The 15,062-nt window shown below is 68.1% G+C and carries 14 protein-coding genes; 5 read left to right on the top strand and 9 right to left on the bottom strand.

Features of this window, described 5'->3' with window-relative positions; all coding sequences use genetic code 11:
• The 3 genes from ACFVTM_RS13495 (at position 1) to ACFVTM_RS13485 (ending at position 3,504) form a co-directional block, all read left to right on the top strand.
• Positions 1–753: an ABC transporter ATP-binding protein gene (locus ACFVTM_RS13495; RefSeq protein WP_390203981.1), complete on the top strand. Its 753-nt coding sequence runs from the start codon at positions 1–3 to the stop codon at positions 751–753.
• A 227-nt stretch (positions 754–980) separates the two neighbouring features.
• Positions 981–2,795, top strand: coding sequence for a L,D-transpeptidase family protein (locus tag ACFVTM_RS13490; protein ID WP_390203980.1), 1,815 nt, complete (start codon positions 981–983; stop codon positions 2,793–2,795).
• Positions 2,779–3,504 carry a hypothetical protein gene (locus tag ACFVTM_RS13485; RefSeq protein ID WP_390203979.1) on the top strand — a complete coding sequence of 242 codons (726 nt, stop codon included), beginning with the start codon at positions 2,779–2,781 and terminating at the stop codon, positions 3,502–3,504. Before ACFVTM_RS13490 ends, ACFVTM_RS13485 begins: the two co-directional genes overlap by 17 nt.
• Here the strand turns inward: ACFVTM_RS13485 and ACFVTM_RS13480 are convergent.
• On the bottom strand, positions 3,501–5,540 hold the full coding sequence (locus tag ACFVTM_RS13480; protein WP_390203978.1) for a DUF6541 family protein: 2,040 nt from the start codon (positions 5,538–5,540) through the stop codon (positions 3,501–3,503). The two genes, ACFVTM_RS13485 and ACFVTM_RS13480, sit on opposite strands and share 4 nt — an antisense overlap.
• A 78-nt stretch (positions 5,541–5,618) precedes the next feature.
• On the bottom strand, positions 5,619–6,488 hold the full coding sequence (rfbA, locus tag ACFVTM_RS13475; RefSeq protein WP_390203977.1) for a glucose-1-phosphate thymidylyltransferase RfbA: 870 nt from the start codon (positions 6,486–6,488) through the stop codon (positions 5,619–5,621).
• A gap of 249 nt (positions 6,489–6,737) precedes the next feature.
• Here rfbA and ACFVTM_RS13470 point away from each other — a divergent pair, with 249 nt between their 5' ends.
• Positions 6,738–7,742 (top strand): acyltransferase family protein, encoded by a 1,005-nt coding sequence (locus ACFVTM_RS13470; protein WP_390203976.1) that lies wholly within the window; start codon positions 6,738–6,740, stop codon positions 7,740–7,742.
• A 74-nt stretch (positions 7,743–7,816) separates the two neighbouring features.
• Here the strand turns inward: ACFVTM_RS13470 and ACFVTM_RS13465 are convergent, their stop codons facing one another.
• The 7 genes from ACFVTM_RS13465 to ACFVTM_RS13435 form a co-directional block, all read right to left on the bottom strand.
• Entirely contained in the window at positions 7,817–8,710 is an 894-nt protein-coding gene (locus ACFVTM_RS13465; RefSeq protein WP_390203975.1) for a glycosyltransferase, read from the bottom strand.
• Between the two features lie 17 nt (positions 8,711–8,727).
• On the bottom strand, positions 8,728–9,822 hold the full coding sequence (locus tag ACFVTM_RS13460) for an NAD-dependent epimerase/dehydratase family protein (protein ID WP_390203974.1): 1,095 nt from the start codon (positions 9,820–9,822) through the stop codon (positions 8,728–8,730).
• Positions 9,823–9,846: 24 nt separating this feature from the next.
• On the bottom strand, positions 9,847–10,734 hold the full coding sequence (locus ACFVTM_RS13455; protein ID WP_390203973.1) for a glycosyltransferase family 2 protein: 888 nt from the start codon (positions 10,732–10,734) through the stop codon (positions 9,847–9,849).
• A 1-nt stretch (position 10,735) separates the two neighbouring features.
• Positions 10,736–11,227 (bottom strand): DUF2304 domain-containing protein, encoded by a 492-nt coding sequence (locus ACFVTM_RS13450; protein WP_390203972.1) that lies wholly within the window; start codon positions 11,225–11,227, stop codon positions 10,736–10,738.
• Positions 11,228–11,229: 2 nt separating this feature from the next.
• Positions 11,230–11,979 carry a glycosyltransferase family 2 protein gene (locus ACFVTM_RS13445; protein WP_390203971.1) on the bottom strand — a complete coding sequence of 250 codons (750 nt, stop codon included), beginning with the start codon at positions 11,977–11,979 and terminating at the stop codon, positions 11,230–11,232.
• Positions 11,980–12,057: 78 nt separating this feature from the next.
• A complete protein-coding gene (locus ACFVTM_RS13440) occupies positions 12,058–12,999 on the bottom strand; it encodes a glycosyltransferase (RefSeq protein ID WP_390203970.1) in 942 nt (313 codons plus the stop codon).
• On the bottom strand, positions 12,986–14,221 hold the full coding sequence (locus tag ACFVTM_RS13435; RefSeq protein ID WP_390203969.1) for a polysaccharide biosynthesis protein: 1,236 nt from the start codon (positions 14,219–14,221) through the stop codon (positions 12,986–12,988). Before ACFVTM_RS13435 ends, ACFVTM_RS13440 begins: the two co-directional genes overlap by 14 nt.
• An 87-nt stretch (positions 14,222–14,308) precedes the next feature.
• On the opposite strand from ACFVTM_RS13435, the gene ACFVTM_RS13430 reads away from it, so the two are divergent.
• Positions 14,309–15,061 (top strand): glycosyltransferase, encoded by a 753-nt coding sequence (locus tag ACFVTM_RS13430; RefSeq protein ID WP_390203968.1) that lies wholly within the window; start codon positions 14,309–14,311, stop codon positions 15,059–15,061.
• The last annotated feature ends 1 nt before the right edge of the window (position 15,062 follow it).

The raw sequence follows: 15,062 nt of genomic DNA, 5'->3' as shown, positions 1-15,062 counted from the left end.
ATGACCGCGCACGGCCACGTGGCCATCATCTGCACCGACATCCGGAAACAGTTCGTGCTCCGCCACACCCGTTCACTGAAGGAAGCCCTCGTCTGGCTCGTGAAGGGCCGCAAGGGCGACCTCTCCAAGAAGTTCCTTGCCCTCAAAGATGTCTCGCTTGAGGTCAAGCAGGGCGAGACGGTTGCGCTCATGGGGCTCAACGGTTCCGGAAAATCGACGCTCCTGAAACTCATCTCCGGGGTCCTGCAGCCCGACGGCGGCACCGTGCGCACGCGCGGCCGTGTCGCCGGGCTGATCGAAGTCGGCGCAGGGTTCCACCATGACCTCAGCGGCCGGGACAACGTCTACCTCAATGGCGCCATCCTCGGCATGACCGAGAAGCAGATCGACGAGAAGTTCGATTCGATCGTGGAATTCTCCGAGATCGGCGAGTTCATCGACACCGAGGTGAAGTTCTATTCCTCCGGCATGTACCTGCGGCTGGCGTTTTCCATCGCCGTGCACACGGACCCGGAAGTCTTCCTGATCGACGAGATCCTCGCGGTGGGCGACGAGCCCTTCCAGCGCAAATGCATCGCGAAGATCAAGGAACTCTCGGAAATGGGGAAAACCCTGTTTGTCGTGAGCCATGACCTGGATCTGGTGGCCACCGTGTGTGAGCGCGGCGTGCTGCTGGAACACGGTGAAATTGTCATGGACGGCGAAGTGCACGACGTCGTCAACGAGCTCCGGCGCAGGTCCCTCGCCCTCTAGCGGCTGGTAGCCGCACAGGGTGGCAGCACAGTGCAGCCGCACTGTGTAGCTGAACTGTGCAGCGGCGTGCCCGGCCAGCTCCCGAATCGGGCATCCGCTAGGATGGGCCCGGTACGGGGGCTCAGCCCCGTACCGGGGGACGCGGGGAGCAAAAAATGACAGCTGTGGGGTCCAGCGAGCGGCGGGACAGGCGTCGGAGGCCCTCGTGGGCTGACCGGCTGCGGACAATGACCAGGGCCGCGGCTGTCGCTGCCGCAACCGGAATTGTGGCGGCAAGCCTCGCCCAGGGAGCCTCTGCCGATAGCTCCCCGTCCCCGCAGGCAACAGGCCAGCCGGGAGCGCCACCCGCGGCCGGCACAGCCGCGCCCGCGGCACCTTCCACAGCCTCGCCGACGGCGGCAGCCACCGTGGCGCCGACCCGCCCGGCCGTATTGAAGCCAACGCAAACGCCAACACCGCCGCCGTCGCCCCAACCGACTGGCGCGGCGACGACGACGCCCGGCGCGACGCCGGCAGCCGGACCAACGGCAAAGACCCCGGCACCGACCCCGGCCGCCGCGAAGGCGGCCGCCGAGGCGGCCATCCGCGTCCCCGGTGCCATCGGCGTCGAATACGACCGACTCGGCGGCTCTGCGGGGCCCGTCGGAGCGGCCACGTCCGGGCAGAAGTGCGGGCTGGCGGGCGGCGGCTGCCAGCAGGCCTTCGCCCACGGAACCATTGTCTGGAGCAAAGCCACCGGCGCCCACCTGCTGTCCGCGGGCATCGAAAATGCCTGGCTCAACGCCGGCGGCGCCACAGGCCAGCTGGCCTACCCGCTCGGCGACGCGGCGTGCGGGGGAACACCTAAGGTGTGCCAGCAGGCGTTCCAACACGGCAGCCTGTACAGCGTCTCAGGGAAGGGAACGTACCCTGTCTGGGGCGCCATCAACGCCACCTACGAATCCCTCGGCGGCCTCAAGGGATACCTCGGCTACCCGCTAGGGGGCGAGACGTGCGGGCTGGCCGGCGGGGCCTGCACGCAGCGCTTCCAGCGCGGCACCGTGTACTTCGCCCCCGGCGCCGGCACCTTCCCGGTGTGGGGCGCCATCAATGCCCGCTATCTTGCCCTCGGCGGCGGCCGCGGCTACCTGGGCTACCCCACGGGCAAGGAAAAATGCGGGCTGCGCGGCGGAGGCTGCTCCCAGACCTTCCAACGCGGACGCATCTACTACGCGGCCGGCGCCGGCACCCAGGCGGTCTGGGGCGGGCTCGGACAGTTCTACACGGCCCGCAGGGCCCAGGACGGTGCCCTCGGGTATCCCGTCACGGCCGAGGCCTGCGACCGGAGCGGGTACTGCAGCCAGTCCTTCCAGTACGGCCGGCTCCAATGGATCCCGGGAGCCGGAGTCCGCTACCGGCTGACCTCGGCCGCGTACTGCCCGGCCATCAATTCCGGGGCCGTGAAGTACCGAACCGCCGGCGCCTCCCGCGTGTCCTTCGCGATCGCCGACGACTACGGGTCCACCCGCATCACCTTCATCACCTGCGTGCGCCAGCAGGACGGAAGCTATGCCAAGGAGTGGGGCGCGCTGGGCCACGCCGGCGAGTCCGGCTTCGCCGCGCCCGGCGTCGCCACGGGACCCACCTGGCAGATGTTCTCCCCGACCGGATCCTTCACCGTCACCCAAGCCTTCGGCCTGGGCAACCCCGGGACAGCGCTGCCGTACCGGACCCTCAATCCCTATTCGCGCTGGGGCGGCCGGCTCAACGGGAACTACAATAAATACTTCGAGTCGAGCTCGGACGTCTTCCCGGACGAGAACATGTGGTACTTCGCAACGCGGCCGTCCCACGACTACCGCCAGGGCGTCGTCATCAACTACAACCGGCCACCAGATGCGCCCATCACCATGAATGCGGGATTCGCGATTTTCCTCCACGGCAACAATCTCCCCACCTGGGGATGCATTTCGCTCAACGACGGCGACCTCCTGCAGTACCTGCGGACGGCCCATCCCGGCGACCGGTTTGTCATGGGGGTTGCGAATGACATCTTCAACTAGTCCAGCCAGCATGAGTCCAGCCAGGACAGCTTCCTCCCGGCCGGGCGTCGCCCCGGGCCGCCGGCGCCCGGCGCGGTACACCGGCCTGCTCGCCCTCGCGGCAAGCCTGGCCCTGGGCGCCTGCACCGCCGCCCCTGCACCCGGTCCTGCGCCGTCAGCTGCGGTTACGACGCCGGAGCCGTCGGCCCCCACCCCAACCGCGACCTCCGGCGTCGCCCCCGGCAACGAACCGTTGACGCACGACGGCCGGACCGTGGTGCCGGCGCCGGGCGCCGACTGCGCGAAGCCGGCACCGGCGGACATCCGCCGGGTACTGGGAGCGGTGGCCGCCAGCGTTCAGCCGGCCGATGTTCAGGCCTCCACGAAGGACGGCGTGGAGGAACTCGTGTGCACGTTCGCCCTGGCCCCGGTCGGTGCCGGGCAGGCCGCCGACTTGGGGAATGCCCTTATCGTTTCCAGGACCACAGTCCCGGACCAGGCGGGGCTGGACAGCCTCAAACTGCCCCGGCTGATGATGACGCCGGAGCCGGTCCCGGGCGTCGGCGCCAAGGCGTGGTATTCGGTCAACCGCCTGACCGGGGCCACGGAATACGTCCTGGAGATGGTGGACGGTTTGTCCGTGGTCCGGGTGACGCTTGCCCTCCCGGCGGACGCGGCCGAGCCGGAGGCCCTGAAAGGCAAGCTGGCCGAGGTGGCAGGGCTCAGCTAGCGGCAGGCCGTCACTTCGTACAGCCGGGCGCCGCCCTCGGCCAGCACCAGCCGGACGGCCAGCGAATTGTTCAGGTCCTCCAGTCCCGGGAAGGGGTGGTCGCCGAAGTGGACTTCGTTGGGTCCAAAGTCCAGGACGTAACGGACACCGGTCGCTTTCAGCGCGGCGCAGACGGCCGGATCACTGTCGGCGTTGCGGAGGTCCCGGTTGAGGGTCTCGACGTCGGCCGTGTTGGCCGTCAGGATGTGCTTGGCCGTGGTCTCCCGGTGGGCGATGGCATAGGCCAGGGCCCCGCCCGTCCACGGGTTCACCGCGATGGCGGCGTCCGCGGGAACAATCTCGTCCAGCTTGTCGATGATCTTCTGTTCGTCCGTTGTGATGAGCAGCGAATGCTCTGTCTCAAGGTAGTTCTTCCGCGCCGAGCCGATCGCGGTCCTCATCGAGGGGATCTGGGACGCGGCGACCACCAGGGCAAGAACGCTGCAGATGACCGCGTAGGCAACCCTGCTGCGGCGGCCGGCGCTGGCTTTATCCTTGGGGGTCAGCGCCGTCCCGGCTGATCGGGACTGTGCCCGACGGTCAAGCCGGCGGCGGAGCCAGAAGGCAACGGAATCGACGCCGACGGCGGCAAACGGCAAGGCGGTCAGCGGCAGGAGAGCCGCGAGCCTGTTGCTGTCGTTGTACCAGATCCCCGTCAGGGCGCTGCGCAGATCGCCCTTCATGGTGCCGGAAACAATGACATACAGCACGGCGATGATGACAAAGCCTGCGATCATCCACGTCCTGCCGCCGCGCCGCCAGCACAGGAAAAGGCCGATCAGCATGAGCACGCTGACGCCGATCGCGGCGGGGCGGTCAATGGCGCCGTTCACCAGGACATCCCAGACGGCACCGCGGGGCGTCTGCAGCGGCTCCCAGAACGCAGCATCTTCCGGCGGCCGGATCATGGTCCACAGCGCATACAGGGCCACGGCCCCGACGCCGATGCCGAGGGTGGCAAGGATCCACAGGGTCCGGTGCCGGGACCGGTATTCCCGGTTGCCGGCAAGCCGTGCGTAGGCCTGCAGGATGATCGGAACCGAGAGGGCCATGAGCGACATGAAACCGTTCGGGTGGGCCAAAGCCAGTCCCGGGAGGATCAGCAGCGGCAGCGTGAACCGGGGCGCCGGCGGCCATTCCAGCTGGCGCGCCACCCGGAACAGCAGGGCAATGCTGGCAAGGACGGCCGGCAGCATGCTGATGGCCAGGAAATTCGGATACAGCACGCCGAAGTCCAGCAGCAGGATCGGGAACGGTGCGAACAGTGCGGCCAGGACCGCTGCGGCGCCCACGGCAACGGGCCGGCTGCCCGCCACAGTGCGTGTCAGCATCATGCAGCCCAGCGGCCACACCACCGCCGCCACGGCCATGTTCAGGACGTTCACGGCCACCGTAAGGGGCAGGCCCGTCAGCTGGATGAGGGCCGCCGCCAGCCCGTGCCAGGCGGCCGGGTAGAAGTAGGGTGCCGCATCGCCGCTGGTCATCTTGGACATCGTCAGCGAGGAGGCGCTGCCCGTATCCAGGACGTACCGCACACCGTTGAGGTGGAACACGTTGTCGAAGGTCTGGGAGAAGTTCTCCGGGGAACCAAAGGCCAATGCGAGTTCCACCAGGATCATCGCCGCCCCCGCGGCGAACGCCGCCGCGACCCAGGCCCCGTTCCGGGTGCGGCTCGCCGGCGGCAGGGAGGCCTCGGTGCGCCACGGGATGAAGGCCTGCCGCAGGCTGCAGCCCGCGCGCCGGATTCCGGGGAGCCGGATACCGGCGATCACCGCCGAGAGCAGGATTCCGCCGGCCAGGACGGCAGCGGCGGTCCACGGGATGGATGCGAACGGCAGGAACACCGCCAGGACTGCCGCAATGGAAATCGTGACCGGGCCGGCCAGGGCAGCCGCGGAGAGTCCCCTCAGGCCGAGGCTGGCCGTCACCAGGCCACCAGGCAGCAGGAGGAACAGAATCGCCTCGAGCACGTACGGCAGCGTCTGGAACCAGTTCAACGGTTCAGTCCGGGAGTGATGCGGGCACCGGGAAGTAGCGGCCCGCCGCAGGCGGGCACGTCAGGACAGGCGGGCACGTCAGATGGTCTGGTCCAGCAGTCCCAGCAGATAGGCTCCGTAGCCGCTCTTGACCAGGGGTTCCGCACGCTGGCGAAGTTCGTCGTCGGTCAGGAAGCCCAGCCGCCAGGAAATTTCCTCCGGGGCGCCGATTTTCAGGCCCTGGCGGTTTTCGACCGTGCGGATGAAGTTTGAGGCGTCACTGAGGTCATCGAAGGTTCCGGTGTCCAGCCAGGCAGTACCGCGGGGGAGGATCTCCACCTGCAGCTTGCCGCGTTCCAGGTAAGTCCGGTTGACGTCGGTAATCTCCAGCTCGCCGCGGGCCGAGGGCTTGAGGTTCTTGGCGATGTCGATGACGTCGTTGTCATAGAAGTACAGGCCCGGCACCGCGTAGTGGCTGCGCGGCTTCGCGGGCTTTTCTTCCAGCGAGAGGGCCTTGCCGTCGTCGTCGAATTCCACGACGCCGTACGCCTTGGGGTCCCGGACCCAGTAGCCGAACACGGCACCGCCGTCGATGTCGGCGTGCCGCCGCAGCTGCGTGCCCATGCCCTGGCCGTAGAAGATGTTGTCACCGAGGACCAGAGCCACGGTCTCGTTCCCGATGTGCTCGGCACCGAGCACGAACGCCTGGGCCAGGCCGTCCGGCGAGGGCTGCTGGACGTAGGTCAGGTTGACGCCGAACTTGGACCCGTCGCCCAGGAGCCGCTGGAACTGCTCTGCGTCGTGGGGCGTGGTGATGATGAGGATGTCCCGGATGCCGGCAAGGATCAGCGTGGACAAGGGGTAGTAGATCATCGGCTTGTCATAGACCGGGACCAACTGCTTGCTGATGCCAAGGGTGATCGGGTGCAGCCGGGAGCCGGTACCGCCGGCCAGGATTATTCCACGCATGGGCCCAATCCTCCCGTACCTTAGCCGGTCACAGCAAACCCGGCGCCGGTTCAGGTGCGCCCGGCGGGGGCGCCGGGCGGCCGCGGCCGGGGGCGCGGGGGACCGCGCAAGGTAGAATTACGGGTCTGGACTACGTAACGGTCTGGACTACGTGACGAAGGATACCGGGATTTGAGCGCAGCTGTACTGACACCCAACGCAAAGCCGGCTCCGGCAGTGGGGAGCCGGCTGGACCCGAGGAAGAACAGCTTGAACCTCATCAGGCTGATTCTGGCGTTTTCGGTCCTGCTGGCGCATAGCTGGCACGTCGTCGGCGCCGGCAACGGCTGGGGGTTCCGCGGTGAAAACCTCGGTGGCTGGGCTGTGGCCGGATTCTTTGGCATCAGCGGCTACCTCATCACCGCCAGCCGGTTTGGCAGCGGGATCGGCCGGTACCTGGTCCACCGCGTCGCGCGCATCTTCCCGGCCTTCATCGTCTGCCTGGTCTTCATGGCGTTCGTCTTCGCCCCGATCGCCTATGTGATCCAGCACGGCTCGCTGCACGGCTTCCTGCAGACGGCCACCACACCGTTGAATTCCATCTTCGCGAACCTGTCCCTGCGGATTGTCAGCTATGACATTGCCGGCACCCCGGCCGGTGTGCCCTATCCGGGAGCATGGAATGGTTCACTGTGGACCCTCTATTTCGAGTTCATGTGCTACCTGCTGGTCGCCATGATGGGGTTCATCCCGTTGGTCCGCAAGACCCCGTGGCCCATCATCGCCGCGTTCATCGCCAGCGTGGTCCTCTGGGCCAACATCGGCGTCCTGAAGCCCTACTTCCAGTCGAATCTGGACTTTGAACTTGCAGCACGCCTGGTCCCGTACTTCCTCGGCGGCGCCGTGGTGCAGGTGCTCAGCAGCAAGATCGGCATCCACAGGGTGGCCGGGCCGGCCTCGATCGTGCTGGCCGGCCTGTCGATTTTCTTCGTGGACGGCTTCGGCGGCCAGCTCGCCGCCCCGTTCATCGCCTACGGCTTGCTCTGGATCTCCACCTGGCTTCCCCAGCCTGCCATTGTGGCCCGCCACGACATTTCCTACGGCGCCTACATCTACGCGTTCCCCGTCCAGCAGATGCTGGCCGTGTTCGGGGCGTACCACTGGGGCGTGTTGTGGTTCACCGTGGCGGCCACGCTGTGCACGATCCCGCTGGCGGCGGCAAGCTGGTTCCTTATTGAGCGCCCGGTAATGCGGCGGGCCAAGAACGCCGGCTGACCGGCACTCGGCGCCCGCCTCGGCTGACCGGCACTCGGCGCCTGCCCCAAATGCCTGCCCGAAATCCCCCAGCGCTAGCGGCGGGCGCGCGGTCCCGAGACGCCGCGCACGCCGTCGGCAACTCCGCGGAGGGCGTTTGCCAACCGGATGCCGCGGCCGGGGGCCAGCAGCGTGACGATCGCCAGGTGGCGGTAGTCGGCCAGCAGGCCCTTGAGCGTCCACATCGGAAAGCGCCGGCCGTACTGGCGGGCGAGCAGGATCCGGTTCCTGAAGAGGTAGTAGTAGCGCCAGTCGGCGGCCGTCCTGACCTTAACCGGCCGGCCCGCGACGGACACGTCCCGGCCAAAGACGTTGGCCGCGGCCGGGCTGCCCAGGGCGTGGTTGAGCGCGGCGTTCGGCGCCAGCACGGTGCGCAGTCCGTCGGCCTCGCAACGGAGGAAGAACTCGCTGTCCACACCGTCGATGAACAGCGTGCCCTGGAAAAGGCCCAGCCGTTCCAGCACCGGTACGGGCACCAGCAGTCCTGACTGGATGGGCTCGCCGCCAAGCTGGATGCCGTTGAGGACCGGGCCGCGGCGCACCGGCAGGCCCCGGACCGACGCCGGCGCGACCATGCCGACGGGGACGCCGGCTTTCCCGGCGGCCGCCGCGGCGGCGAGAAGCGCGTCGACGTACCCGGCGTCCAGGAGCGAATCCTGGTCCATGGTCAGGATGTAGTCGGGCTTCGTGTCCGCCGCGAGGGCAGCGGTGATTCCGGCGTTGAGTGCGGCGGCGATGCCGGAGTTCTCCGTGAGCCGCACCGGTGTGCAGCCCATGGACTCCAGCCCGGCCAGGATCCGCGCGGGGTCCTCTGGGCTGCCGTCGTCGACCACCACCACGGCGTCCACCTGGGCGAGCAGCGCGGCGGCGTTGGCCAGCACGGCGTCGTCGGGGTTAAACAGCGAGACGACGGCGGCGGTCTGGGGCACTGGGGTGTCCGTCCGGGTCAGGCAGGCTGGACGTCGGGCTGGGCGTCGATCCAGTTGGCGAGCCGGTCGATGCCCTGGGCCAGGTTGTACTGCGGGGTCCACCCGAGCACGTCCTTGGCCGCCGTGATGTCCGCCCATGCGTGCCGGACGTCGCCCTGCCGGTACTGGCCGGTGACGTGCGGTTCGGGGGCGTTGTAGTGCTTTGCGATGAGCTGCGCCGCGGTGCCGATGGTCTGGAATTCGCCGGATCCGATGTCCATGGGCTCGCCCTGGACCGTGGGGGAGAGCGCGCCGGCGACAATCGCGGAGGCGACGTCGTCGATCAGGATGAAGTCGCGGCGCACTTCGCCGTCCTCGTACAGCGGGATGGACTTGCCGCCCATCGCCATGCGGCAGAACAGGCTCATGATGCCGGTGTACGGGTTGATCAGCGACTGGCCGGGACCGTAGACGTTCTGCAGCCGCAGGATGACGGTTTCGACGCCGTAGGACTTGGCCCAGGCCTGCAGGACGTGTTCCTGGGCCAGCTTCGTGGCACCATAGACGCTCACGGGGGCCGGGAACGTCTCGGAGGCCTTCATGGGCAGCGGCGTGGCGCCGGGGAAGTCCCACTGGGCCTGGTCCAGGGTGGTGCTGGTGCGCTGGCCCGGGTAGAAAGCCTTGCCGTCGGCGTCGCTCCAGGCGCCCTCGCCGTAGACGGCGCGGCTGGAGGACAGGACGATCCTGCGCGGGAGCTTGCCGTGGCGGTTGAGCCCGTCCAGGAGCTGGGATGTGCCCACCACGTTGACGTGCGTGTGCCGGGTGGATTCTTCCAGCGACTGGCCCGTGCCGGTCTCGGCGGCCAGGTGGATGACGACATCGGGGGTGTGCACGGCCAGAACCTTGTCCCAGGTCCCGGCTTCGGCGACGTCGGCCACGATCAGTTCGGCCCGCGCGTCGAGCTCTGCCGGACGTTCGCCCGTGGCATGGATCTGCGGGTGGAGGCTGTCCACGACCACCAGCGAATCGAAGGCGTCCGCGAGGGAGGCGGAAATGGCGCAGCCGATGAAACCGGCGCCGCCGGTGACAAGGACGGTTCCGCCGGGGCGTGCGGAGGTTTCGGAAGAAGTCACAGCGGACCTTTCGTAGCGGGGCGTTTACTTGCCGAAGGAGTGGCGCACGAGGGCGCTGACGGCTGTGGAGTTACGGTCCAGGACGGCCTGCGGAAGCAGGGAGAGCGCGTGGGCGCGGGACGTGAGCCTGAGCTGGGCGGCGCGCCTGGCCCGGTTCCAGCCCAGCGCGTCGGCCTGTTCCGCGGAGAGGGCGAAGTACTCGCGTTCGCCGGCGAACCGTGAGCCGTCCACGAGCTTGGTCGAGGAGGCGCTGTTGGAGTGCCGGCGGTACTGGAAGCACACCGTGGGCTCGATCAGGAGCTGGTCGCCCTTGTAGATCATGTCCATGATGAGGGCGAGGTCCTGGATGATGGGGAACCCGTCGCGGAAGTCCACTTCGCGGATCTTGTCGGTCCGGAACGCCAGCGAGGGCCAGTAGAGCCAGTCGCCGTGCATGAGGTTGCTGGCGATGGCCTCGCCGGCGATCAGCTGCTTGCCGCGGCCCCGGGGCCGGACCAGCTTCTGCTTGACGGAGTCCGCGAGCGTGGCCACCACCTGGCTTTGTTCGTCGATGACCTGCACGCCCGGCTGGATGATTGCCGCGTCGGGGAACCGCTGGTGGGCGGCCAGGATGACGTCGACGTAGTTCGGCAACAGGACGTCGTCGCAGCCGAGGATGACCATGATTTCCTGGCTGGCCATCCCCACGCAGGTGCGGTAGTTCTCCGTGATGCCGGCGTTGACGTCCTTGCGGATGTAGCGGACCCGCTCGTCCTGGATTCCGGCCATGTACTCGGCGATCTCCGTGCCGGGGTAGGCGTCGTCAACCACGGTCAGGAGCCAGTCGCCGTTGTCCTGGGACAGGACACTGCGGACGGTTTCCTTCATGAAATCGGGGTCGCCCCAGTAGGGAATGAAAATATCGAGGGGCATTTTAGGCTTCCGAGCTTTCGGCGGGACGGTCGGTGGTGTGCGTGCCGGCTGGGGCGGCCGGCGCGGCCGCTCCCGCATGGGGATTCGGGAGGGGATCAGGCCGGGGAGTCGCGTGCGGTTCAGGGCGGGCCGAGTCCAGGCTCGTCAGGTGGCGGTGCTGTTCGAGGGACTCGAGCTGGGTGCGCAGGATGGCGACTTCCTCAGCCAGGGTCCTGGTTTCGTCCTCCACGACGGAGATTTCCCATGACAGGTGCAGGCAAACGCCCAGCAGCATGAGGATGCTCATGGCGAACAGCAGGTTGGAAGGGATCTGGACGCCGACGTATTCGGCGACGATGTTCAACAGCCGGGGGAAGGCGGCGAGGACCAGGGTGGCGACGCCGACGATCAGCCAAAGGACGGCGTACTTTTCCCGGAGCTTCTTGCGCCGGAGCATCTCGATGACCAGGGCAACGATGGCAAGCGCCAGCAAAAAGGCGGCGATATTTCCCATTCCTAGGCTCCTGCGGGTTCAGCGGCCCGGACGGCCAGTCGTGTGGGTTTCCGGGTGAGGGCGAAGAGCAGGGCGAACACGGACCTTCCGAGGTAGATGGCGGCCTTGACCGGGTTGTGGCTTGGCTTGCCGCCCTGGCGTGCCCGCATCTCCACGGGCACCTGCGTGACCGTGCAGCCCGAGCGGATGGCCACGACGAGGGAGTCGATCGTGTCGCCCAGGTATTCGGCGGGGTAGTGGTCGAGGTACTGGGCGACGGCGCGCTCGTTGGCGGCCCGGAAGCCGCTGGTGACGTCCGTCAGGCGCGTCTTGGCGAGGCCGGAAATGACCTTCGCCAGCAGCTGCATGGCCCATTTCCGGGGACCGGTGACCTTGTATTCGCCGCGGTCGGCGAAGCGGGCGCCGATCGAGATGTCCGCGTGCTGGAGGCCCGCGAGGACCTCGTCGATGTTCCGGGGGTCATGCTGGCCGTCCGAGTCCACCTGGATGACCTGGGCGTAGCCGAGGCGCTGGGCGTACTTGAAGCCGGCCCGCATGGCGCCGCCGACGCCGAGGTTGAACGGCAGGTTCAGGACGGTTGCGCCGGCTGCTGCTGCCGCGTCCGCCGTCGAGTCCGTGGAGCCGTCATTGACGACCAGGACGTCGTAGCGGGCATTCGTGTGGAGGACTTCCCGCACGGTGCTGCCGACTACGTCGCCTTCATTCCAGGCAGGCATGATCACCAAGACGCGCGGGGAGGGTAGGGCTTCCATATCGTCCAAACTATATCAATTGCGTTCAGGTTCCTTGCTGGCGTGGGCCGCCCGGGCGGCGTCGGGCGCCCCCGCAGGTCAGCTCAGGCGCCGCTCCAGCTCGGCCGGAATGCGCCCGGTCGAGCCCCGGACCGCGTCCGCGAACCCGGCGGCGGCGGCGCGCAGGAGCTTGCTGCGGCCGGGGCTGAAGGCAAAGCGCAGGACGTGCGCCTTCAGCTCCTCCACGAGGCGCCGCAGCACCCAGCCCGGATATTTGCGCAGGTAGCGCAGGGTTAGCAGGGTTCCGTTCCGGCAGATGTAGTAGACCCGGCTCGGGGAGTGGTAATTGTAGGAAATTTCCCGGCCCAGGACCTTCAGCGGGCGGCCGAAGAGCCGGCCGGGTTCGCGCTGTCCGAGGTCATGGGCGATGTCACAGCCCTCGCCCACGAGCACGGCGAGCCCTGCGGCGCGTGTGCGCATGGTGAATTCGGAGTCCACGCCGTCGATGAACAGGTCCTCCTCAAAGGGGCCGAGCCGGTCCACGGTGGAGCGCGGGATGAGGAATCCGGACTGCATCGGATCGAAGGCGTGAACGAACGGGCCGTCGGCGTGCAGCACGGGGATGGGGTGTCCGCTGTACGACGCGGCCGTCACGAACCCGACGCCGACGCCCGCCGCGGTGGCTTGCACGTACGTGGCGAGGCCCCGCCGGACGTATTCGCCGGTGGGACGGGAGTCCTGGTCCAGGGTGAGGAAGAAGTCCGGGTTCCAGCGGTCCCGGGCCTGGGCCACTCCGGCGTTAAGCGCGGCAGCGATCCCGGAATTCTTCGGCTGCCGGACCACCAGTGCGCCGGCCTCCGCGAGGCCGGCCAGCACGGATTCGGAGCCGGCGGGGGATCCGTCATCAACCACGACGACGTGCTGCACCTGCTGCTGGAGGGCACGCACCGTGTCGGTCAGCGATGGATCGGGCCGGTAGGCGGCGACGACGGCGACGACGGTTGGGGCTGGATCATTCGGCGTCGGATTATTTGGCGGCAACGGCGTCCATACTTTCTTTGGCGAGCACTTTCGACCCCGGGATCAGCAGGGTCACGAACAGGATGGCTTCGCTGAGGGCCATGCCCAGCGCGATGCCCGGGGCGTTCCCCCTTGACCCGGCAAAGATCATGACCGCTACCCCGAACACGGCCGAAATCAGCGTCCAGCGCAGCACCAGGCTCTGGTGGCCGGCCGGGATGAGCAGGTTGCGGATGAACGGCGTGCTGGCGCTCAGGAAGAGGAAGGCGAGCCCATAGTAGAGGCACAACTCGGTAGTTGCCTGGGCCTGCCCGGCGAAAAGGAGGCTGCTGACAAACGGTCCGGCGGCCGTCAGGACCGCCGCGCCGATCACGCCCAGCCCGATATGGGACCAGATGGCTGCCAGGTGGCGCCGCTTGCGCCCGGACGCTTCGCGCTCCAGGGTCCAGCCCTGGAAGGCATTGCCGAGGGCCACCACCGTGAACAGGCCGAAGCGGTACAGCGTGTCTGCCGTTGCCAGGGCGCCCGATGCCGCCGGTGCGGTGGTGGCGGTCGCAATCGGGGTGGGCGTGGAGGCGTAGGCATTGCCCGCGAGGCTGATGCCCGCCGTGCGGCCCTGCCCTCCCAGTTCGCGGACGGCGCCGCGGAGATCGCGCGGCCACCAGTTGCCTCCGGGGGAGTAGGTCCGGTGAAAGACGATGAGCGAGGCCAGGGCAGTGGCTGCGATCAGGGCCGTGTAGTACCACAGCTGGTGGGTGATCAGCAGGACCGGAACGGCCAGGGCGGTGGCGACGAAGCGCGGGACGGTGTCGTAGACGGCCAGCAGCCGTGGCTGGCCCAGGCCGATGCAGAACCACGACGGCGACATCCCCGCGATGGCGACCGCCCAGGCCATCGCCACGGCTTCCCAGCGGAATGCGGGTACGGCCACGAACGCGGCGACGACGGCGGCTGCTGGCAGTGTGAGGACGAGGAGCAACAGCCGGGTCCGGATGCTGCGCAGGTAAACGCTGGCCCGCTCGGCATTGGTGGATGCCCTGGCGACGGCGACTGGTCCGTCCACGTTCCAGCCCCACATCAGCACCGTGGCGGCGAACGTGCCGATCGCCTGTCCGGAGATGACACTGGAGATTCCTTCGCCGCCGACGAACCCGGAGATGACCGGGATCAGCAGCAGCGGGGTTATCAAGGACAGCAGGGGCAGAACGGTGAACCCTGAAAGTCGCAACAGTATGGTTCTCATTCGAGCCGGGATCCTTGTTTCTGAGACATCGTCCTTCGATCCTACGGGATGCCGGGGCGCTGCCCGCGGTCCCCTAGGATGGTGCAGATGAACGATCAGAACCGGTTGCCCGACGTTCCGCTCCGCGCCAGCATCTGCATGGCCACGTACAATGGCGCGGAGTTCGTAGCGGAGCAGCTCGCCTCGATCCTGGCCCAGTTGGGCCCCGACGACGAGATCGTGATCGTCGACGACGCCTCCAAGGATGACACCGTGGCGACGATCCGGGAGGCCACCGATCCCCGGATCCGCCTGATCGAGGCCGCCACCAACCAGGGGTACGTCCGTTCCTTCGAGCAGGCCGTGCGGGCCAGCCGCGGAGCCGCAATTTTCCTGGCGGACCAAGACGACATCTGGATCGACGGGCGGCTGGACGCCATGCTGGACGCGCTGGGGAACCACGCCGTCGTCGCCAGTAACTTCGATGTGCTCGGCGGCGGTGAACGTCCCCGGATTCCGCGGCTCCGCGCCGCCGACAGCGGCCGCCACCGCGCCAATCTCTGGGGCATCCTGGTGGGCTACCGCGCCTACTACGGCTGCGGGATGGCCTTCCGCCGCGAAGTGATCGGCAGCTTCGTCCCCGTGCCTGCCTACCTGCACGAGTCCCACGACCTGTGGCTGGCGATCCTGGGCAACACCGCCGGCTCGATCCGCCACCTTGACGCCTCGACTTTGCTGCGGAGGCTGCATGAGAGCAACGCCACTCCGCGCGGCTGGCGTTCCCTGAGCGTGATTCTGGCCGCCCGGGTGGTACTCCTGCGCCTCATGGTCGAGGCCCGCCGGAGGCTCCGGCGGGCCTAGC

The organism is Arthrobacter sp. NPDC058130 (assembly GCF_042884475.1).
In the GTDB taxonomy this organism is placed as follows: Bacteria; Actinomycetota; Actinomycetes; order Actinomycetales; family Micrococcaceae; genus Arthrobacter.
The sequence above is the reverse complement of the archived record's forward strand: the minus strand, read 5'-3'. Positions and strand labels throughout refer to the sequence as shown.